Source organism: Pseudomonas sp. LBUM1669 (assembly GCF_059695705.1).
On record NZ_CP166784.1, the window covers coordinates 1102831 to 1123782 of the forward strand.

The window sequence follows — 20952 nt, forward strand, 5'->3', positions numbered from 1 at the left end:
AAAAAAATAGAGGGGGGGATCAGTCGGAGAAACTACCCTGCAAATGCTCGGCGCGAAACTCCAGGGTTTGCGGGCGATAGCCGGGGCGCAGCGGCGGCAGGGGCAAGCAGTCTTCCCAGTTGGCGCCGGCTTGCAGTTCGCCGGGGCCGCGATAACGCGGGGCGGCGTATTGATTGTCGGCCAGATTGACCGTATCGCCCGGCGCATACGCGGCGACGCGCCAGCGCAACTCGGTCAGCGGCACGTCGTTGCCGTTGTTCATGGTCAGCTTCAACGGCCGGTCTGCGGGGCAGTGTTCGGGCGCGTAGGTGATGCGCAACTCCAGGCGCGCCAGTTGCTTGACCTCGCGATTGTCCATCCAGATCACCCACGTGGCCACCAGGCCCAGGCCGATGGCGGCCGCCACCGAGACGGGCAAAGCCTTGGCTGGGTAGCGCAACAATAAAATCAGCCAGGTGATGACCAGCAAAACGCCGATGAACATGTTTGAACGCTCCTTGAACTCATGACCACCATCCTACCGAACGGCTGCGGGAATGGACATTCAAGGATCAGCCGTGATTGCCGTTGGTCGTCACTGTAATTTCTGACAGTAGCCAGCCCCGGCCACGAACGGTTAGATATCCAAAAGTAAACAGGAACGGGCCTGCATGCAGACCTCAGCGTTGGGAATGCACCACAAAACACCCAAAGTGTCGACCTTCGACCCGCGAGGGCTGCCAATTCGTTCGGTCGATTATTGGCGCGAGATCGAAGGTGTCCAGACTCAGGCCCGCATCAACCGAACCTTCCACAATGCCGCGGGATTCGCGGTAAAGCGCTGGGATCCGCGGCTGTGGTTGCTCCAGCAGCAAGATCCGATGACGCGGGCCAGTCTCACGACCGTGCATTCCCTTTCCGGTCATCCCGTCTGTACGGACAGTGTCGATGCTGGCTTACAGATCAGTCTGCTCGGCCTGGCCAATGAATTGCTGCAGGGCTGGGACAGTCGCGGTACCCGACGCGAGGTTCGCTACGACGACCTGCTGCGTCCCCTGGCGGTGTTTGAGCACGTCGCCACCCAGCCGCCCCGATGCGCCGAGCGCATGGAATACGGTCGCCCCGATCATGGCAACGATGATCACAACCCCTTCGGGCAGTTGATTCGCCACGACAGCCCCGGCGGGACGGTACTGTTTGAAGCGTTTGCGATCACCGGCCAATGCACCCGGCATGTCCAGCACTTCAACCTGGAAGCCGTTGCAGCGGATTGGCCGGAGCCAATAGTGGATCGAGAAAACCTGCTCGAGCCAGGCGAAGGGGCCCGCTCAACGTGGCGTTACGGTCCGTTGGGTGAGGTGCTGGAAACCGTCGATGCCCGGCAGAACGGCCAGACCTTCGCCTTTACCGTGGACGGTCGGTTACGCCAAGGCGCCCTGAAACTGGCCGGCAAGCCCGCTTGGCAAACACTGGTCAGCGACATCGAGTACAACGCCGAGGGACAGGTCGTACGAGAAGTGGCGGGTAACGGCGTACAAACAACGCTCACGTATGACCCCGAGGATGGGCGCTTGCTGGAGCGGCGTGCGTACAGCGACCGAGCCGGACTGCTGCAACATCTGTTCTACGTCTATGACCGTGTGGGCAATGTGTTGAGTATCGAAGACAAGGCGCTGCCGGTGCGCTACTTCAACAATCAACGCATCGACCCTCTCAGTCGGTTTATCTACGACAGTCTTTATCAGTTGATCCAGGCGTTTGGCTGGGAGGCAGGCAGCCGCAACCAGGGGCCGGACTCAGTCGGCCGCACTGATCCGGCAGCGGTCAGCAATTACCATCAGACCTACCGCTATGACGAGGGCTGCAACCTGCTGAAGCTGACGCATGTCGGCGCACAGAGCCCGGGGCGAGAACTGACAGCCGCGCGCTACAGCAATCGCTGCCTGCCCTGGCGCAACGGCGTGCCGCCAACCGAAGCAGATATCGCGGCTGCATTTGATGCCAAGGGCAACTTGCTGGAACTGGATCAGGGGCGCTTTCTGACGTGGAATGTGCGTAATCAATTGCACTCGGTCACCCCGGTAGAGCGCGATTCCGGACGCAATGACTGTGAACTCTATCTCTATGACGGCGCTGGCCAGCGGACGCGCAAAATTCGTTCGTTGCAGACCAACGCCAGAACCATGATGGCGGAAGTGCGCTACTTGCCGGGGCTTGTACTTAGTACCGACAGTGGCACCGGGGAGGTGCGGCAGGTCATCACCGCACAGGCCGGTCTCAACGCCGTGCGGGTGTTGCATTGGGAAAGCGTACCGCCGTCCGGCGTCAACGATCAGCACCGCTACACCCTGGTCGACCACCTGAAATCCTGCACCGTGGAACTGGCCGACGATGCGCAAATCATCAGCCAGGAACTCTTTTATCCCTATGGCGAAACCGCGTGGTACGCCGGAGCGGACGTGGTAGACAGCGACTATAAAACCATTCGTTATTCGGGCAAGGAGCGGGAGACCACCGGGCTCTATAACTACGGACTGCGCTACTACGTACCGTGGTTGTTTCGTTGGCTCAATCCTGATCCGAAGGGAGGTATTGATGGGCCCAACCTGTATCAGATGGCCCAGAACAATCCGGTCACCTTTATTGATGATGATGGAGCTGTCACGCGCAAAAAACTGGCCAACGGATTGTGGGAGCCGGTCATTGCGGCAGGTGCCGCGCGCGATATTCCGGATGCGCCATCTATTGATAGAGGAAAACCTAACTTGAGTGTGCCGGCGACCGGTAAGCCGACCAACATTCACAAGGCCCTGGAGGTAAGCGAGTTTAGCCGGGTGGAGGTCAGCACTACGTTTCTGGATCCGGTTCCTGGTCGATATTCGAAAGATATTCTTTCCGGCGTAAGTAATAAGAATGGCGGGGGCGAGTTTATATTCACCATGGACCAACTGAGTTACTCGGGAGCTAGAAAGGGGATGTTCAACGCATTAAGAATCGTTGATATCCCAAAGGGCGAGATTCCCGACAAAGCCAATGCGGTGTCTGGTTTCTGGGCTCCGCAAGGCGGTTATGTGGATATACCACTCAGGCCCACTGGAACCGAGCCTGATCATGTATTCACTCCAGGCTTCAGTGGTTGTTCTCTGACCGTGGATCAACTAAACGACAGTGTGCTTCGCGTCCGGCATGTGGAGGGCTCGAAGGAAAATGTGCAATACAACGAACTTTCCGCACGGGAACATGGGATGGGGCTTGGCGCGGCGATGGAATTTCAGGACTACGCCTATGCCTCGGACGGGCAAGGCCTACAGGAGTTAGTCACCACCGGTTTCGCATTTATGAAGTACGATCGAAAACAAAGTGCCTGGAATATTCATTATCAGACCATTCAAGGGGCAAGCGGTATCGAGCGCTACGCACCAGGCAAAACGGGCTTGTTCAATCGCTCGAACGCTGCTGTTTCCATTTATTCACAGACGAAGATCAGAAAGACCTTGGCCAAGCAGGTGGTCACTGCGAAAAGGTCCAGCAATGGATAACAAAAAGCCCCCGACCCACCCGCTGCGGATAGGGAAAACGCAGCGGACTGGACGGGGGCTTTTGTTTTTACTTAACGCTTACTGCGCGATGGTTTTCACCGACACGCCGCGTTCGATCGGGGTAGAGCGACCGTAGATATCTTCGAACCGCTCGATATCGTCTTCGCCCAGGTAGCTGCCCGATTGCACTTCGATGATCTCGAGTGGAATCTTGCCCGGGTTGCGCAGACGGTGAACCGAAGCGATCGGGATGTAGGTCGACTGGTTTTCGCAGAGCAGGAACACGTTTTCGTCGCAGGTCACTTCGGCCGTGCCGCTGACCACGATCCAGTGTTCGGCACGGTGGTGGTGCATTTGCAGGGACAGGCACGCGCCCGGCTTGACCGAGATGTGCTTGACCTGGAAGCGGCCACCCATGTCCACCGAGTCGTAGGAACCCCACGGACGATAGACTTCGCAGTGGTTCTGGGTTTCGCTGCGGCCTTGCTCGTTGAGGGTGTTGACCATTTGTTTCACGCCTTGGACCGAGTCCTTGTGGGCGATCATCATGGCGTCCTTGGTTTCGACGACCACGATGTTTTCCAGGCCGATCACCGACACCAGTTTGCCGTTGCCGTGAATCATGCAGTTTTTGCTGTCCTGGATGACCACGTCGCCTTTGGTGACGTTGCCGTTGAGGTCTTTTTCATTCACTTCCCACAGCGACGCCCAGCAACCGACATCACTCCAGCCGGCAGTCAGCGGTACGACGCAGGCGCGCTGGGTTTTTTCCATCACCGCGTAGTCGATGGAGTTGTCCGGGCAGCAGGCGAAGGTGGCTTCGTCGAAGGTGATGGTGTCGGCATCTTGCTCGCTGCGCTCAAGGGTCAGCAGGCAGGTGTCGTAGATGTCCGGATCGTGTTTTTTCAGCTCTTCCAGGAAGCGGCTGGCACGGAACAGGAACATGCCGCTGTTCCAGAAGTAACCGCCGGACTGGACGAACTCGGTGGCGCGTTTGACGTCCGGTTTTTCGACGAAGTGCGAGACACGGCTGACGCCTTCGGGCAGCAGCGAGTCGGCGGTCGATTTGATGTAGCCGTAACCGGTTTCCGGTTTGGTGGCCGGTACGCCGAACAACACCATTTCGCCGTTTTCCGCAGCGACGGTGGCCAGGGCCAGTGCGCGTTGCAAGGCTTTCTGGTCATCCAGCACGTGGTCCGCCGGCAGTACCAGCATCAATTCGTCACGACCTTCGTTGACCAGCATCATCGCGGTCAGGGCCACGGCCGGCGCCGTGTTGCGGCCGAACGGTTCCATCAGGATGCGCTGGGTTTCCAGTTTACGGTTGCTCAGCTGCTCGTTGACGATGAAGCGGTGGTCTTTGTTGCAGACCACGATCGGGGTGTCCATGCCTTCAAACACCAGGCGTTCCAGGGTTTGCTGGAACAGCGTGTGTTCGCCGGTCAGGGCGAGGAACTGTTTAGGGAATTGCTTACGCGAAAGCGGCCAAAGACGTGAGCCGCTACCACCTGACAAGATCACCGGAATCATGTTGTTACTCCTTGAAAATCGTATGGGTCAGAGCTACTGCGTTCTGTCGTTTCACTCTTGTTCTTATTCCGTAGCCAGGCCGTTTCACCGATCTCTGTAGCAGCTGCCGAGCCTGCGAGGCTGCGTTCGAGCGCGAAGCGGTCGTTATCCTGGCAACCCGGTCTCTCTGGAAGACCGAATGTGCCGGTTTTACGACTGCTGCGCAGCCGGACGCAGGCTTCGCCAGCTGCTACAGAGGGATCACCGTCCTGACGAAACTATTTAGCGCGTCGAAACCGGGCGTTTTACCCAGACTGGCGACAGGCTGCTGCCTTTACCGGTGACGTACAGCACGGCGGCTTCGCCGCGTTCCAGGGCAACCGGTTTCACGTCGCCGACTTTGGTGGCGCCGTCATACAGGGCCAGGCTGACTTTGACCGGGTTGATTTCACGCTCGCCACGGCCTTTGGCCGCCACGGACGGCACCACTTCGGTCTTGCCGTCAGCGGTTTTCAGGGTCAGGGCCTTGTCGCTGAGGTTCTGTACGCGAACCAGGGATTTTTGCTTGTTCTTGAACGGCGGCTCTTCGATCAGTTGCGGCGCGCCGCTGGCGTTGTTGACCAGGGTGTAATAGTGATCACCGGCCAGTTTCACCGGCAGGGTCTGGCTACCGACCTTGGCGCTGTAGTCGCCACCCGGCATGAAGCTGAAGTCAGTGCTGGACAGCGGCGCGACTTCGGCCAGGTTGGTGGAGCCGACGGTGGCGCTGACTTCAGCGTTACCGGCGTTGTAGACACGCACGAAGCTCGAACCTTTTGGTGCTGTCGGGCCGTAGAGTGCGCCGTCGCCAGCGAAGGCGGACATCGACAACACGCTCATGCCTGCAACGAGTGCGAAGGTCTTGGCGAGACGGCGAGGAGTAGTAGTGAAAGTCATGGTAGTACCTCTCTCTTTCAGTTTTGCGCCCGGTCGGGCGTCTCGGATTTAGTGTTTGCGGCTACGTTTTGTTGGTTTACGCCGGCAGCTTTGAGCTCTGCGACCCACTGCGGGTCGGCGTCACCGATTTCGTTGTTCACAGGCAGATAACGTTCAGGAAACTCCCAGATCAGCACCTGTGGCGGGCTGTTCTTGAAAGCATCACTTTTGAGGTAGCTGAGCATCGGCAGAATCGGGCCGTGGCCGTCTTCGGCGTAATTGACCACGTCGCTTTGCAACGCTTGTTTCAGCGCCCCGACGAAGTTCCAGTTAGGGTTGGCGCTGTAGCTGGTGCCGATCAGGGCCACCGGCACTTCGGTGTTGGCGAACAGCGCGTCATCACCGGCAGGCTGGTCTTGCGCCACCACGGTGTTGCGCTTTTGCAACGGTTCAGTCTTGGGCATCAGGTTTTCGAACAGCGGGTCCAGCGGCAGGAACAACCGCAGGTCGCCCTTGTGCGTGACTTTCTCCGCAGGTTCGGTGACGAAGCGTTGCGGCTCGCCGCTGAGCGGGGTTTTCTCGGCAATGGTTTTGGCCAGGGTCTCGGCGGCGATTTGCGCGCCTTCCGGGGTCCAGTGGGTGTCGGTGCGCAGGAACACTTGCTGACCGTCCAGCTTGGCTTTCAGCATCGGGCCGAACAGGTCGGGCGCGATGATCTTGTTGGCCGCCACGCGAGCATGGAAGTCTTCATAGAGGTTGGCGTGAATGCTCGAAGGTTTCACTGCGCCCAGGTGTTCCGGGTACAGGCGAGTCTTGGCTGGCACGATCGCCATTACCAGTTTCACGCCTTTGGCCTTCAATTCCTGACGTACGCCTTCTACGAGCGCGTAGTTGCCTTGCAGGTTCAACTCTTCGTTGACGATCGGGTTGAATTCTTCATCGCTGTACAACCATTGATCGCGACCGAGCACCACGCCCGGACGACCTTCGTTGAACAGTTTGAAATCCAGCGCGGCCCAAAGGTTGGTGCCCAGGCGCTTGATCGGGAACTCTTCGTCGTAATGGGTTTCCACGGCTTTGGCCCAGCGGCCGTTGAGCACCGTCGCATCGGCGTTGGTGCTGAAGCCGAAGAAGCTGCGCGTCGACCACAGGCCCAGCACCAGCAGGGTCACCATGAACAGGGCGATGTAGAAGATGCGTAATGAGCGGGTCATAGTCAGATCCCTCAGAACTGGAAGTAAAGGAACGGCGAGAAGCTTTGCGCCGAGAGTTTGAAAATCGAGGCGATGAACAGCACCAGCACCAGCGTGCGCATCACGTAACGCGACCAGTCAGCGGTCCAGTAAGCCGGTTGCACGGTGGCCTCAACGCCGACGGTGTAACCCGGTTCGTGGATGCTGCCCGGGTTGTCGCCCGGTACGGCTTTGATCATTCCAGGCGTGGCAGCAGCGGGGCCATCGGCCTCGACATTCACCACAGGCTTGGTCTTTTCTGGCGGCAGGTTGGTGTAGAAATCACGGATGCCGAAGAACGCCAGGGTCATGTAAGCCACCACCAGGGTCGCCACTTGCAGGCCGGTGAGGCTGGCCGCGTTGAGTTCCGACAACGACCATTCGCCGAAGCTGAACATCGCGTGGTACATGCGACCGGCGACGTGCAGGTTTTCCGAGCGGAAGATCACCCAACCCATGACCACGAGCAGGAAAGTCAGCGCCCAGCGGATCGGGTTGATGCTGCGTGGCGAGGTGTTGAGGCCCAGGGCCTTTTCGATCGCCAGCCACATACCGTGCCAGGCGCCCCAGATGATGTACGTGATGTTCGCGCCGTGCCACAGACCACCGAGCAGCATGGTCAGGAACAGGTTGCGATAGGTCATCAGCGTGCCTTTACGGTTGCCGCCCAGCGTGATGTACAGGTAGTCACGCAACCAGGTCGACAGGCTGATGTGCCAGCGACGCCAGAACTCGGTGATCGACTGGCTGATGTACGGCTGCTTGAAGTTTTCCATGAAGCGGAAACCCATCATCAATCCCAGGCCGATCGCCATGTCGCTGTAACCGGAGAAGTCGAAGTACAACTGCGCGGTGTAGGCGAGTGCTCCGAGCCAGGCATCACCCGTGGTCGGGTTCTGCAAGGCGAAGCAATGGTCGGCCACCACCGCCAGTGTGTCGGCGATGAAGACTTTCTTGATGAAACCCTGCATGAACCGCGTGGCACCTTCGGAGAACTTGTCGAGGGTGTGGGTGCGATTGTTGAACTGGTCGGCCAGGTCACGGAAACGCAACACAGGGCCGGCGATCAAGTGCGGGAAGATCGCCACAAACGCGGCAAAGTCGATCAGGTTGCGGGTCGCCGGGGTGTCCCCCCGGTAGACGTCGATGATGTAGCTGATGGACTCGAAGATGTAGAACGAGATCCCGATCGGCAACAGCACGTGGGTCAGGATGAACGGCGACAGACCGACCGAAGTCATCATCGCGTTGATGCTGTCGACGCCGAAGTTGGCGTACTTGAAGTAGCCGAGGATGCACAGGTCGACGCCCACGCCCAGGAGCAACCAGCGTTGTGCCGGTTTGGTCCGAACGCCTGCGGCACCGACTTTAAGGCCGATCCAGTAGTTCCACAACGTGACGGCTGCGAACAGCGCAAGGAAGTCCACACGCCACCAGGCATAGAACATGTAGCTGGCGAGCAGCAGCAGCAGGTTGCGATAGCGTATTCCGCTCAAGTAGTACATGCCGAGAAAGATCGGCAGGAACAAAAACAGGAACACGTTGGATGAAAATACCATCCCGGTCTCTCCATGTTTAACCACAGTCAAGGGCCAACGGCCCCCCCAAACCCCCCACCGAAAACCGGGGGATGTATTGCATTCAAATCACCGCGATCCCTGTAGGAGCGAGGCTTGCCCGCGAAGGCGGAGTGTCAGTCGACATCATTGGTGAATGTCAGACCGCCTTCGCGGGCAAGCCTCGCTCCTACAGGGATTTGTGTTTGGCTCTAGGAGCCTTTTTTGCCTTTCTCGTTGGCCGGGTCGTAGACCTTGGTCAGGTCACCCCCGAGGCGGAAGGTCTTGAACGGCTGCATCTCGTGTTTTTTCTCGAGCACATCCGGCGAGCAGGTGTAGAGCGTGCAGAACGGTTCGAGCCAGGCGAATTTCGAGTCCTCTTTCAGGTCGGTCATGTCCTGTTCTTTACCGTTCTTCTTCTCGAACTCTTCCGGGTCTTCGACACCTGCGAGCACTCGATCACCCAGGCGTTTCAATGCGCCGTTGTTTTCCTGACGCAAGTCCACACCGTTGACCTGAGCGAAACTGGCGATCATCGCCAGCGGCGGCAGGGCGTAGTTGTGGTAGGCGAGGGCGCGTTGCTGGCGCTTGAGCTCGTTGGGCAGGAAACCCTGGGCGTCAATCTGATTGGCGCCGACCTTGAATTCCTTCACCGACCAGTCGAACAGATCACGGCGGTTGGTGGCGATGGACGTTGCCATCACCGACCAGGCGGACCAGTACGAGTGGTTGTTGGTTTTTTCCAGCGGCAGGTTGTCCCAATCGCTGACCACCTGGTCCGCCATTTTGCTGAACCAGGCTTCGATCAACTGCGACTCTTGCTGATGGTTCGCCAACGGATGGGAGTCAGAGAACTTCAGGCGAATGTAGGACGAGGCCATGCTGCCCAACGCCCATTTGCGCATGGACTTGCCGGTGTGGTTGAAGTCCTTGGACATCAACGCATCGGCCTTGGCCCAGGCGGTCAACCAGTTCAACGTACAGTCAAGCTGTTCCGGACGACCGTCACGCATGTACTGCATCACGAGCTTGCTGGTGCCGCGCTCAATCTTGGTGATGTCGGCAGTGGTGTCGCGGAACGCTTTTTCCGAGGCTTCGTTCAGGGTCGAACGGGCCTTGTCGGAACCTTCGTATTTGCTGCGAAATTGCAGCGAGCCGGTGTACGGCGTCGGGACCGCGTCACAGCCTTCGCTCTTGTCGCCGGTTTTGACTTTTTCAATCGGCGCGAAGTAGCCCTGTGGCGGACGCAGTGGCGCGGCAGCCTGGGTGGCGCCGGCGAACATCGCCAACGTCAGCAGGGAGGGCGCGATTAACTTTTTCAAAGTTCGGGTTTGCATGCATGTCATAAGAGATTGCCTCACTGCCCGGCTTGAGCGGTACGTTGCCCAGCGCCAGGGAATACATTGCGTTTGCAGATCTTCGCTTCGACTTTCTGTGGAGTGGCACCCGCTTCAGGGCCCTGGATTTCGACGGCCAGCAGATTCTGCGAGGCCCAGTCTTCGTCCGTGCGCAACTCAAAGGCGAAACGCCCGTCGGTGTCGGAGGTTTCCGGTTTATCGATCTTGATGTCCTCGTGGCGACCGTTCATGTACCAGAGGGTGGCTTGCAGAGTTTTCACCGATGGATCGGCGAAGCGGATGTCGACCTGGTGACTGCTGTTTTGCAGGTTCAGGTTCTTGCTGTTGACCATCAATTCGTTCTTGCCCGGTTTCAACGTGGTGCTGCCGGTCATCTGTGCATCCTTTCCTTCGCAACCGTTGTCCAGCAGCGCCATCATCTGGCGGTAGATGGTTTCCTGGTCGAGGCGATAGAGCGGCGAGAATTCCCAGATCAGAATCTTCGGCGGCTTGGTCTGGAATTCTTCGCTGCCCAGGTACTGCAGCATCGAACCTTCCAGTCCACCGCCGGGGAACGCCACGTTGAGGATGTCGGCGCCGATGGCCTCTTCGAGGAAACCGGCGAAGTTGTAGTTCTTGCCACTGTGGCTGGTGCCGACCAGGGTGATCTCTGGATTGCCAGAGTCACTGAACAGGTCGCCGTCCGCTGCTTCGCCCTTGGGCTCGGTGGTGAACTGATCCATGTACTGGACCGCGTAGCTGGTGCCACAGAGTTGACCGGCCATGTTGTGTAACGTTCCGGTCTTGCCCATGCGACCCGACTTATGGCTCTCGAATTCGCGCTTGGGAATGTCAGCGAACTCAGGCAATTGCTTGATTTTCTCGCCGACGATTTTCGCTGTGCGCTGGGCGCCATACGGCGTCCAGTGTTGGTCGCCGCGGAAGTAGAAGTCGTGGGCCTGCAAGGTGTCGGGCAGCGATTCGTTGGTCAGCGGCGACAGGTCCGGCACCACGTAGCCCATGGCGGCGAAACGCCCGAGCATGGTCTTGTAGTTCTTCAGTGCCTTGTCGAAATCGAATTTGGCTTTGTCTTCCGGATTGAGCTTGTTGCGGTTTACCAGGCCACGGGTCGGCTGGTAAACGACGACCAGTTCTATGCCTTTGCTCTTGAACGCATCGTGCAGCTCTTTCATGCGTTTGTAGCCGGCGGGCGTGGTGTCGAATTCGGTGCGCAAGTCTTCCTGGGTACGGAACAGCCAATCGCCCTGAGCCTGCACCAGCGTGGTGAAGTTCTGCTGATAGCGCGTGGTGTAGTTCTTCGCGTCGTGGGCTTCGGGGCACAGGTTGCAGCACGGTTCGGCGCTGAAGGCAGGTGCTTTGGCTTCATCGGCACGAGCGCCGGCGCTGGCCGCGAGAATGCCGGCGGTCAGGGCCGACAGGCTGAGTAATTTGATCAAGTGTGGGTGCATAAAATTATCCTCAGTCCTGCATTTCGGTCTGGCGTTCGACAGGGTCGATCAGCACGGCTTTCTGCTGGCGCACCAGCAGGTCGAGAATTTCATCCTGGCGCTCGCCAAGAATCCCGTTGAAGCTGATGCCACTGGATTTGGTCGGGGCGAGCATGGACACGCGGTACAACTCGACGCTCAGCGGCGAGTCGATGGACAGCGGTCCGCTGCCGTTGCCGGCCAGTTCGCCACCGACGATGATCAGCGAGACCTGCGCGTCGAACGGGTCGAGCTTGATGTCCCGGTCGGTGTCGCTCAGGTCCTTGATGTGGCCGTACACGCCCGTCAGGCCGTTGGCCATGGCGAGGTTTTCGTAGAGGCGAATGTTTACGCTGTTACGAATACGGATGCCGTGGCGACGGTTGCTGATCACCTTGTTGCCGTAAATCAGATTGTCGCCACTCTCGTAGAGGGTGATGCCGTCCGTGTGGTTCTTGTAGATCTCGTTGTAGGCGATCAGGTTGTTCACGCTGTTACGGTCGATCACCAGGCCCGACAACTTGTTGTCGTAGCTGCGGTTGTTGAAGATGAAGCTGTTGTTGACCTCACGGGAAATAATGATCCCGTGTTTCTTCTTGGTCCCGAAAACGGTGTTGTCGGCGATGATCAGACCGTGTGAACGGTCATGCGGGTCGATGCCGTAGACGATGTTGTCTTTGTAGGTGTTGCCCTTGACCACGAAGTCCTGGGTTTCGTAGCAGTAGAAGCCGTACCACATGTCCGAGAACTCGGAACCGACGATCCAGCCGGTCGGTTCAGGGCGCTTGAGCACCTTGGCCATGTTCGGCGTGTATTGGGAAATACTCACGCCGTAGGACTTACTGTTGGCGTAGCCGAAACTGGCGATCTTGCTGTTGGCGATGTAGGTCTCGGTGCCGCCCCAAGACAGCATGAACGGACGGAATTCCTTCGGCGACTTGAAGACCGCCGGGCCGTTTGCTTTCTCGCTCCAGCCAGTGATCTTGGTATCACGCACAAACAATTGGCCGTCGTTGACCAGGAACGAACCGGACTCTTGGGACAGGCGCAGTTCCTGGGTCTGCTTGTCGATTTCCAGGATGCCTTTCTCACCCACCACGATCGGCAACTTCGCCAGGAACACGCCCGGCGATGTTTCGCTGAAGTACTGCTTGGGTACTTTCTTGGCCAGGTCCTTGAGGTTCATGTAGCCGTCGTCGATGAAGATCGCCTGCGGGATGCCGTGCTGACGCACCACCCACTCGGCCATCTTGTTATCGCCGCCGATGAAGTCCTTCAGGGCGTTTTCCTGCATCATCCGGCGCACGCTGATTTTGCCAGCCTTGGTGCGCACGATTTTCGCGGCGATGGCTTCGGCGGTGTAGCCGGAGGTGTCCGGCAGTTTCGGTTTTTCCAGTTCCAGCGGTGCGGTCGGTGCGCTGCTGACGGTGTAGGTCTTGGCCTGTTGCAACCCTTTTGCAATGGTCGCCGGTTGCCCTTTTTGAATGGGCGAGGCCGGCTCCACTGTGGCGAAGGCTGCCGTGCTGGCCAGCAGCATCGCGCCGGCCAGCAAGGTTATCGAGCCTCTCTTCGGACTGTTCATGTCAGGAACTCCCTTAGCGGTTCGCATCAGAAGCGCCAGATCACGTCGATAAACGCGCGGTGCATGTACGAGTCGACGCCTTTGCCATACGCATCGCCTGGCTTGAACACACCGCCGCGCAAACGCACGAGGGCCGAAGGCTCATCGATCGACTGACTGAGTGAGGCTGGCAGCAGGCCTTGCTTGAAGTACTTGGTGACGACCACGTCCATTTCCTGGCCGAGGTCCTTGCTACCGTCTTCCAGCGGCAGGGACGTGCTGGAAAGAATCGCCCCGGTGCCGTCGTCGGTATTGTTCTCGACGGCGTTGATGCCATTGCTGCCAACCGGCTTGTTACCGTCGACACGCCAGAATTTGTGGTAGATCACGCTGGCGTCGTATTCGTCGTTGAGCATCCACGAACCGAACAGGGTGGCGGTCTGCATGTTTTGCATTTCGCCACGGAAAGCTTCGCCGAAACGGTGAACCCGCGAGCGGGTGCCGGTGTAGTTCGAGCGGTTGCTTTCCAGGCCGTTCTGTTCGTAATCGGCGCTGGCGCGGGCATAGGCTGCACCGACTTGCCATTGCGGATCGAGGCGCAGACGCACGCCCAGGTCAGTGGCCCAGCCATCGACGTTGCCGCTGGTTTTGGCTTGTGCCGGCGCGGTGCCGTCGGCGTTCAGCGGGTTGACCTCGTCGCGGTCGCCACTCATGCCGGTGACGCTGCCCCAGTAGTTGACGGTGTTGGTGTTGCGCCAGTTGTAGGCATCGCTGTCGGCGGTCAGGCCGATCCAGCTGATGTCGCCGTTCTGTTTCTTGTCCAGAGAATCGGCAGGAACACCCGGCTGCGCGTAGTCGAGTTTGCCGTCATCGTGGGTGTGATGACCGCGAATGCCGACCCAGTTGCCCGGCGTCCACTGATACGCCGCATCGGCGTAAGCGTGCAGGCGATCCTTGTCTTTTGGGGCCAGTTCGGTGAGGTCGGTGCGGTACTCGCTGAAGCGTTCGGCCACACCGGCGTTGGCGCGCAACAGGGTGGTGTCGAAGGTCCAGTTCAGGGCTTCGATGTTGGTGTCGCGCCATTGGCCGTCATCGTTGTGCAGGCGCTGGCGACCGAGCTTGAGGATCTCGCCGGGGTACGGCGTCAGGCCGCTGTAGCCGACCCAGAACTCGCGCATCGCCAGGTAGTTTTTCTTGCTTTTGCGGTCACCGTTGTCGGTGGCCTGGGTGCCGTCGCTGTCGGACTGTTGCAGGGTGTCCGTCTCGATGATGTCGGTGGACGTCACGGCCTGGCCCATGGCGTAGCCGCTCCACGCGCCGCTCTCGCCGTAGATCCATGGACGCAGGTCGAGGCCGACGCCGTTGACGTCGCCGCCGCTTGCGGTACCCAGGTCGGTGTCGTCTTCGGACTGGGCAGTGATTTTCACGTCAAGGCCGTAGTTTTTGCTTTCAGTCAGGGCCGCCAGGGTCGGGCACGACCACAAGAGGGCGAATGAGAGGCCAATACCGGCCTTCACGAATGGATTCAACTTCATAGGGATTCCTCGCCGTCTTCTTCTTGCAGGGCATGCAGTTCCAGCGTGTTCTGGCTCAAGGCACCACGAACGTCCTGTTCTTGTTTCAACAGGCGTTTGGCCTCGGCGAGCTGGGCAGGCGGCAGTTGGGCTTCGAGTGTTTGCGCAAGCTCGGTGGCTTGCGGGGTGTTCTGCGCCTTGGCCAATTGGCTGAAGACGTAAGCGTTAAGCGGGTCGGGCTTGGTGCCCTTGCCTTGGGAAAACAGTTGGGCAATGGCGAAGTCGGCACTGTTCTGGCCGTTGCGCGCAGCCTTGAGCAGGTGGTCCAGCGCTTTCTGCGAATAAACCTGGCCCAGGTAACCGCGACGGTAGATCTGGCCGAGGTAGTAATCGGCGGCCACTTCTCGGTCGACGGCTTTCTTGAAGTGTTCTTCGGCGGCCTTCGCGTCGGCCGGCACCATTTTGCCTTCGTAGTAGAGCTTGCCCAGCAACAGTTCGGCACGTGGCTGGTCGGCGGCGCGGCCGTTGTCCAGGTACTTCATCATCGTGTCGACGTCGCCCAGTTCCGGGAAGTCGTAGAGCAATTGCGCGAGGCTGACCCAGGAAGCGGGGTAGCCCGGAGCGATGCCTTCGAGCAGCGACTGAGCGGTTTTCTCGTCGGTCTTGCCCAAGGTCGCATCACCCAACACGCGAGCGACGCTGTCCACGCGTTGAGCGGTGACCGTGCCGCGAGCCTGAGCGGCTTGCATCTGCTTGATCAGCTCGGCCTGTTGCTCTGGCTTGGCCTGTTTCTGATAGACCGTGGCCAGTTCGACGTAGCAGATGTCCGTGGTGTTCAACGCGGCTTTGCAGATGGTTTCCACTTCGTCCAGGTGCTGGTCGTAAGTGCCCTGGGTGCGATAGAGCAGCACTTGGGCCAGGCCCGCTTCCGGCTTGCCTTCGGCGCGCCATTGGCTGATCTGCTGCTGGGCGTTGACGTTGGGGAAACTGTGCGGGTATTGCAGGTACAGCATCGCCAGCGGGATCAGCGTATTGCCTTCGCCAGCGGCCGAAGCTTTTTTCAACAGGCCCTCGGCTTCGTGCTGTTCGGCTTCGGTGGAACCGGGTTTGGCCACCAGCAGACGACCCAGGCGAGCCTGGGCCCGCGGCGAGACGCTGGCCGCGGCGCGGTAAGTCGCCTCGGCCTGTTTGATCTGCGCCGAATCACGGCTATCGACCTGGATATCGGCCAGGCCAACCTGTGCTTCGCTGTAGCCCAGGTCTGCCAGTTGCTGGTAATTCTGCGCCGCCAGCGCGGTATCGCCGCGCTTGAGGGCTTCGTTGGCCAGACGCTGGTCGGGCAGGCCGACGCACCCGGCCAGGCTCACGGCCAGGGCCAAAGCACACACCGTACCCATGTGGGAGCCGGCCTGCTGGCGATTCAAGCGGCTCGGTACATCAGACAAACCGCGGCGATCCCATCGCGAGCAGGCTCGCTCCCACAGGGACTGCGGCGTATTCGAGATTTTTGTGATGGTCACGGGCATGTCCTCTGCTTAAAGACCGGAAGCCATGGCTTTGTCGATCAGCCAGTTCAGGTTCGGACCACGGGTGCTGTTCACTTCAACCGGGCGACCGGCGAACTTGCTGTCCAGTGGCTCGTCAGGCTGGATCAGCACGCGGATGTCGGAGGAAAGGTCGGCGCTTTTCAGGCTGGTGCTGCTGACGATCTTGCCGCTGCGGGTGGTTTCTTCGCCGGCAATCTGGAAGCTGACCGTGCTGCCTGGACGCACATCGGCGAACTGGCGATAGGTGAAGCGCGCTTCAATGTTGGCTTCGCTGTTGCGCGGCACCAGTTGGAAGATCACGTCGCCTTTGCTGGCGTACTGACCGTTGGCGACCATTTGCTGGGCCACGGTGCAATCGCACGGCGAGGTCAGGGTGCCGGTCATTTGCTTGCCGAACAGCTCTTCAACCTTGGCCGGTTGCAGTTGATTGTCGTCAAGATGGCCCTTGAGCACATCGAGCATGCTGGTGCTGAATGTCGCGAGCGGAGCGCCTTTGGCGGCAACGCCGTCGGCCTTGATCAGGCTCTGTACGGTGCCGTCACGCGGCATGGTGATGTTCATGCCCGGCACGCTGACCAGACCGGCCTGGGCGTGGCTGACGAAGTACATGCCGTACACCGACTTGAAGATGAAACCGAACGCCGCCAGGCCGACGATGAAAATCGCCAGGCTGAAGGTCACTGCACGCAGACGACCGAACGCGGTCATGCCGTGGCCGCCGTCCTTCATCTTGCGCGCCTTGGTGAAGTTGTCGCGCTGCAGGGTCGCGAGCATTTCACCCATGCTGACGATGTCGCCGGCCAGGTGCGAGGTGATCAGGTGGCGCAGGGTCGAAATGTCTTGTGGTTCCAGGTTCTGGAACTGGCAACCGACACGACCGGTCGGGCGGTCGAAGGAGCGCACTTGCAGCTCCACGTCCATGGCCAGGCCGAGGTTATCGATGACAAATTGCAGGCGAGCCTTGTACACGTCGCCGATTTTCAGCGGCAGTTGACCGGCGTTGAAGGCCAGACCGCCAGCGGAGAGGTCGATCACTCGAGCTTCCATCGGGGTCCGGTCGGGACCGAAGAAGCGCAGCTTGGCCGGGATTTTTACTCGGGCGTGCTGGCGCTGGGCTTCTGACTCATGCACTACGTTGGCGTTGACGGCGGTATTCATATGGGCGATTTCCTAGTTAATTCAGGCGAGTTCGGTCAGACCATCATCAGCAGCACGGCAACAAAAATGCTGCCGGCGGAGAAGGTCATGGTCCGAGACGACCAAGTGTTGAACCAACCTTGAAAGCTGGCGAGATCACGGGTCAGGGAAGTGGGCTGGCGACTCCAGGACTGTCGGTCGAGGCGGAAGAACACGTAGATCTTCACCATCGCGCCGACGATCTGGTTGTAATAGAGAATCGCCGGGTAGGCCGGGCCGATCCGGTGACCGGACAACGACAGCAACACGGTCAGGATCAGGCGGGTAATGCCGATCCACAGCAGGTACACGAGGATGAACGCGGTGCCGTACTTGAAGCTGGCGATCAGCGCGACGGTCAAGCCCAGCAGCGAGGTCCACATCGATACGCGCTGATCGAACAGCACCACCGAGGTGAACAGGCCGAGGCGTTTAACCCCCAGGCCCAGGGCGCGGGCGTTTTGACGCAGGTTGTTGCCGTACCAGCGGAACATCAGTTTGCGACTGGCCTTGATGAAGCTTTTTTCCGGCGGGTGTTCCACGGTGTGGATCGCGGCGTCCGGCACGTAGAACGTGTCGTAGCCCAGGCGCATCAGGCTGAACCAGCTCGACTTGTCGTCACCGGTCAGGAACTTGAAGCGGCCCAGGCGCCAGTGTTGCAGCGAGTCGCTTTCCACGTCGGCGATGAAGCCCGGGTTGGTGACCACGGTGGCGCGGAACACCGACATCCGGCCGGTCATGGTCAGCACGCGCTTGGACAGGGCCATCGAGCACATGTTGATGTGGCGCTGGGCGAATCGCAGTTTGTGCCACTCGCTCATGATGTAACCGCCGCGCACTTCGCAGAACTCGTTGGTGGTCAGGCCGCCGACATTGCCGAACAGCTGGAACCACGGCACGGTCTTGAGCACGGTGCCCTCGGCGAGCACGGTGTCGCCATCGATCACGGCCACCACGGCGCGGTCGTCCGGCAGGTGGCGGGAGATGGCGCGGAAACCGTAGGCCAGGCCATCACGCTTGCCGGTGCCAGGAATACGCACGAAGTCGAGCTTGACCCGATCCGGCGGATTCATTTTCGTCCAAAGGCTTTTCACCAGCTTCTCATCGGACATTTCGACGATGGAGCACACCATCGTGGTCGGCAGGCCGCAGTCGATCGCTTCGCGGATCACTGAGGCGTAGACCTGAGCGGTGGTCAGCGCGTCAATACGGAAGCTGGTGACCATCAAGAACACATGGGACGGGTCTGCCGCTTTACCCAGCTTGCGCACTTTGCGCCGCAGGTGCGGGTAGACCACGTACAGAAACAGCATCCCGCGCACAAAGTGCGTGGCGCCCATCGAGTAGCGCCAGATGCCGATGAAACCGATGAGGAAGATAAAGTCCTTCGAATCGGAATCGAATGTGGACGCAGGCAACGCCATGGCGATGCCCATCAAAATACTTAAGTAAAACAGCCAACCGGCGGCCTGAAGTAGGCCGTGCTTTAGCCTGTGCATAATCTGCATCCGTCTCTATCTCGGGCGAGCCTGTCGGGTGGCCCGATGGGGTTAAGGCAGGCGAAAGACCGGCCGGGGGGGGGGAATCCCCCGGCCGGAAAACTGACTTACCAGCAGATGCCTTCAGTCCGGCCACTGACGCTGGTGGCTTTGGACATGAAGCCGACCAGGTCGACCACTTGCTTGCCGTGTGGAGCGTTCTGCGCCAGGGCGCGGAATTTCTCGTCACGGTTGCCGAGGATGATTACGTCGGAGTTGGCGATCACGTCGTCAAAGTCGGCGTTGAGCAAGGACGAGACGTGAGGGATCTTCGACTCGATGTAGTCCTTGTTTGCGCCGTGGACACGGGCGTATTCGACGTTGCTGTCGTAGATGCTCAGGTCGTAACCCTTGCCGATCAGCATTTCCGCCAGATCCACCAGCGGGCTCTCGCGCAGGTCATCGGTGCCGGCCTTGAAACTCAGGCCCAGCAGGGCGACTTTGCGTTTGTCGTGGCTGGAAACGATGTCGAAGGCGTTCTGCACCTGGGACTCGTTGCTGCGCATCAGCGAGTTCAGCAAAGGCGATTCCACGTCCAGGGCACCGGCGCGGTAGGTCAGGGCGCGCACGTCTTTCGGCAGGCAAGAGCCGCCGAACGCGAAGCCTGGGCGCATGTAGTACTGGGACAGGTTCAGCGTCTTGTCCTGGCAGACCACTTCCATCACTTCGCGACCGTCGACGCCGCACGCCTTGGCAATGTTGCCGATCTCGTTGGCGAAGGTCACCTTGGTGGCGTGCCACACGTTGCAGGTGTACTTGATCATCTCGGCGACAGCGATGTCCTTGCGGATGATCGGTGCGTCGAGCTCTTCGTACAGCGATTGCAGAACGTCACCCGAGGCCTTGTCGAACTCGCCGATGACGGTCATTGGCGGCAGGTCGTAGTCAGCGATCGCGGTGCTTTCGCGCAGGAACTCAGGGTTCACTGCAACGCCGAAATCAACGCCGGCTTTTTTGCCGGAGCAGTCTTCGAGGATCGGGATGACAACGTTTGCGACGGTGCCCGGCAAAACGGTGCTGCGAACCACGATAGTGTGGCGGGTGGTCTTGTCACGCAGGACAAAACCGATCTCGCGGCACACGGCTTCGATGTAGTTCAGTTCCAGGTCGCCGTTCTTCTTGCTCGGCGTACCGACGCAGATCATCGACAGGTCGGTGTCGCGAATCGCTTCGGCGAAGTTGGTCGTGCCGCGCAGTTTGCCCGTCTCGATACCCTTCTTCAGAAGTTCGCCCAGACCCGGTTCAACGATCGGCGAACGGCCGGCGTTGATCATATCGATTTTGTCTTTGGCAACATCGACGCCAACGACGTCATGGCCCCGTGCAGACAGGCAACCGGCACATACTGCGCCGACGTAACCCAAACCAAATATGCTGATGCGCATCGCAATTACCTCTGTGTTTATCAAGCCATTACATGGCCGGAGTTAATGGTGTTCAGCGGTATAGTGCACTCGCAAGTGCGGCCTTACAGGCGCCGAAGCGCCGCGTGCAGGCATACAAAGTTCCGAGTGTCTAAATAAGTGCACTCAAGATGTGCGCAACTAGGCCTTATTATTCTGATGTGCCCTGTTATGCAGCCGATCTTCTGATCAGAAGACATTCGTGCAATGGTCTTGCGCGCTTAATGTCAGGCGGAAGCCCGTAAATCAAGCGGTTGGGTGCTCAGGAGAGCACGTTTATAGGGGCGCAGCCTTGGCCTTGAAGGGGATAGTGATGAGCGTATCTCCTGTCCTTTATGTGTTGCCCAAATTAGAGGCCCAGTCTGCAGAAGTTAATGTGACAACTTCGCTACGTGACGCTCTTCTCTGCGTAAGTTATCTCGTACATGCATTGAGAGAATCGTTACCGGTGGTATGAGCTACGCATTTGGACATAGTTCCAGCCCGCCCATCGCGAATTCTGAAATTTCTTGAAATATTGAGAAAGATGGCACTGCTCTCAGATTGATAGCACTTACCGTTTGGCCCTTTATATATAGGCTTATTATCGAGTCAGATAGTTTTGTGCCACTACCGATAAAAATTTTCAGTGCCACTACTGAAAAAAATAATCAAAGTCG

Annotated in this window: 14 protein-coding genes; 1 reads left to right on the forward strand and 13 read right to left on the reverse strand. The window is 59.1% G+C overall.

The genetic code is table 11. The features are described 5' to 3' along the window. Positions 1–19 precede the first annotated feature (19 nt). A complete protein-coding gene (locus ACA051_RS04900) occupies positions 20–484 on the reverse strand; it encodes a multidrug transporter (protein WP_497308185.1) in 465 nt (154 codons plus the stop codon). A 166-nt stretch (positions 485–650) separates the two neighbouring features. On the opposite strand from ACA051_RS04900, the gene ACA051_RS04905 reads away from it, so the two are divergent. After that, positions 651–3518: an RHS repeat domain-containing protein gene (locus ACA051_RS04905; RefSeq protein ID WP_497373725.1), complete on the forward strand. Its 2868-nt coding sequence runs from the start codon at positions 651–653 to the stop codon at positions 3516–3518. Positions 3519–3596: 78 nt separating this feature from the next. On the opposite strand, the gene ACA051_RS04910 is transcribed toward ACA051_RS04905, so the two are convergent. The 12 genes from ACA051_RS04910 to ACA051_RS04965 all read right to left on the reverse strand — a co-directional run bounded on the left by ACA051_RS04910 (position 3597) and on the right by ACA051_RS04965 (position 20275). Continuing rightward, a complete protein-coding gene (locus tag ACA051_RS04910) occupies positions 3597–5048 on the reverse strand; it encodes a mannose-1-phosphate guanylyltransferase/mannose-6-phosphate isomerase (RefSeq protein WP_497297501.1) in 1452 nt (483 codons plus the stop codon). Positions 5049–5309: 261 nt separating this feature from the next. Next, the gene (locus tag ACA051_RS04915; RefSeq protein ID WP_497308190.1) at positions 5310–5963 is read right to left on the reverse strand and encodes an alginate O-acetyltransferase AlgF; all 654 of its coding nucleotides are present in this window, start codon (positions 5961–5963) and stop codon (positions 5310–5312) included. 17 nt (positions 5964–5980) lie between these two features. Then, complete coding sequence (locus ACA051_RS04920) at positions 5981–7156, reverse strand: alginate O-acetyltransferase (RefSeq protein ID WP_497308191.1); 1176 nt, start codon at positions 7154–7156, stop codon at positions 5981–5983. Positions 7157–7167: 11 nt separating this feature from the next. Further along, positions 7168–8733, reverse strand: coding sequence for an MBOAT family O-acyltransferase (locus ACA051_RS04925; protein ID WP_497308193.1), 1566 nt, complete (start codon positions 8731–8733; stop codon positions 7168–7170). A 209-nt stretch (positions 8734–8942) separates the two neighbouring features. Continuing rightward, on the reverse strand, positions 8943–10076 hold the full coding sequence (locus tag ACA051_RS04930; RefSeq protein ID WP_497373727.1) for a mannuronate-specific alginate lyase: 1134 nt from the start codon (positions 10074–10076) through the stop codon (positions 8943–8945). Between the two features lie 11 nt (positions 10077–10087). After that, positions 10088–11536, reverse strand: coding sequence for an alginate O-acetyltransferase (locus ACA051_RS04935; protein WP_497373729.1), 1449 nt, complete (start codon positions 11534–11536; stop codon positions 10088–10090). A gap of 10 nt (positions 11537–11546) precedes the next feature. After that, on the reverse strand, positions 11547–13136 hold the full coding sequence (gene algG, locus ACA051_RS04940; protein WP_497308197.1) for a mannuronan 5-epimerase AlgG: 1590 nt from the start codon (positions 13134–13136) through the stop codon (positions 11547–11549). Positions 13137–13162: 26 nt separating this feature from the next. Continuing rightward, positions 13163–14650, reverse strand: coding sequence for an alginate export family protein (locus ACA051_RS04945; RefSeq protein ID WP_497308198.1), 1488 nt, complete (start codon positions 14648–14650; stop codon positions 13163–13165). After that, the gene (gene algK, locus ACA051_RS04950) at positions 14647–16026 is read right to left on the reverse strand and encodes an alginate biosynthesis TPR repeat lipoprotein AlgK (RefSeq protein WP_497375503.1); all 1380 of its coding nucleotides are present in this window, start codon (positions 16024–16026) and stop codon (positions 14647–14649) included. The genes ACA051_RS04945 and algK overlap by 4 nt, the downstream gene beginning before the upstream one ends. A 138-nt stretch (positions 16027–16164) precedes the next feature. Beyond that, positions 16165–17334, reverse strand: coding sequence for a PilZ domain-containing protein (locus tag ACA051_RS04955; protein ID WP_497308200.1), 1170 nt, complete (start codon positions 17332–17334; stop codon positions 16165–16167). A gap of 35 nt (positions 17335–17369) precedes the next feature. After that, complete coding sequence (gene alg8 / locus ACA051_RS04960) at positions 17370–18851, reverse strand: mannuronan synthase (RefSeq protein ID WP_497373731.1); 1482 nt, start codon at positions 18849–18851, stop codon at positions 17370–17372. Positions 18852–18958: 107 nt separating this feature from the next. Further along, the gene (locus tag ACA051_RS04965; RefSeq protein WP_219095791.1) at positions 18959–20275 is read right to left on the reverse strand and encodes a nucleotide sugar dehydrogenase; all 1317 of its coding nucleotides are present in this window, start codon (positions 20273–20275) and stop codon (positions 18959–18961) included. Positions 20276–20952: the final 677 nt, after the last annotated feature.

Coding starts and splice junctions, on each gene's coding strand:
- ACA051_RS04900 (WP_497308185.1), bottom strand. CDS start 484: ATGTTCATCGGCGTTTTGCTGGTCATCACCTGGCTGATTTTATTGTTG.
- ACA051_RS04905 (WP_497373725.1), top strand. CDS start 651: ATGCAGACCTCAGCGTTGGGAATGCACCACAAAACACCCAAAGTGTCG.
- ACA051_RS04910 (WP_497297501.1), bottom strand. CDS start 5,048: ATGATTCCGGTGATCTTGTCAGGTGGTAGCGGCTCACGTCTTTGGCCG.
- ACA051_RS04915 (WP_497308190.1), bottom strand. CDS start 5,963: ATGACTTTCACTACTACTCCTCGCCGTCTCGCCAAGACCTTCGCACTC.
- ACA051_RS04920 (WP_497308191.1), bottom strand. CDS start 7,156: ATGACCCGCTCATTACGCATCTTCTACATCGCCCTGTTCATGGTGACC.
- ACA051_RS04925 (WP_497308193.1), bottom strand. CDS start 8,733: ATGGTATTTTCATCCAACGTGTTCCTGTTTTTGTTCCTGCCGATCTTT.
- ACA051_RS04930 (WP_497373727.1), bottom strand. CDS start 10,076: ATGACATGCATGCAAACCCGAACTTTGAAAAAGTTAATCGCGCCCTCC.
- ACA051_RS04935 (WP_497373729.1), bottom strand. CDS start 11,536: ATGCACCCACACTTGATCAAATTACTCAGCCTGTCGGCCCTGACCGCC.
- algG (WP_497308197.1), bottom strand. CDS start 13,136: ATGAACAGTCCGAAGAGAGGCTCGATAACCTTGCTGGCCGGCGCGATG.
- ACA051_RS04945 (WP_497308198.1), bottom strand. CDS start 14,650: ATGAAGTTGAATCCATTCGTGAAGGCCGGTATTGGCCTCTCATTCGCC.
- algK (WP_497375503.1), bottom strand. CDS start 16,026: ATGGGTACGGTGTGTGCTTTGGCCCTGGCCGTGAGCCTGGCCGGGTGC.
- ACA051_RS04955 (WP_497308200.1), bottom strand. CDS start 17,334: ATGAATACCGCCGTCAACGCCAACGTAGTGCATGAGTCAGAAGCCCAG.
- alg8 (WP_497373731.1), bottom strand. CDS start 18,851: ATGCACAGGCTAAAGCACGGCCTACTTCAGGCCGCCGGTTGGCTGTTT.
- ACA051_RS04965 (WP_219095791.1), bottom strand. CDS start 20,275: ATGCGCATCAGCATATTTGGTTTGGGTTACGTCGGCGCAGTATGTGCC.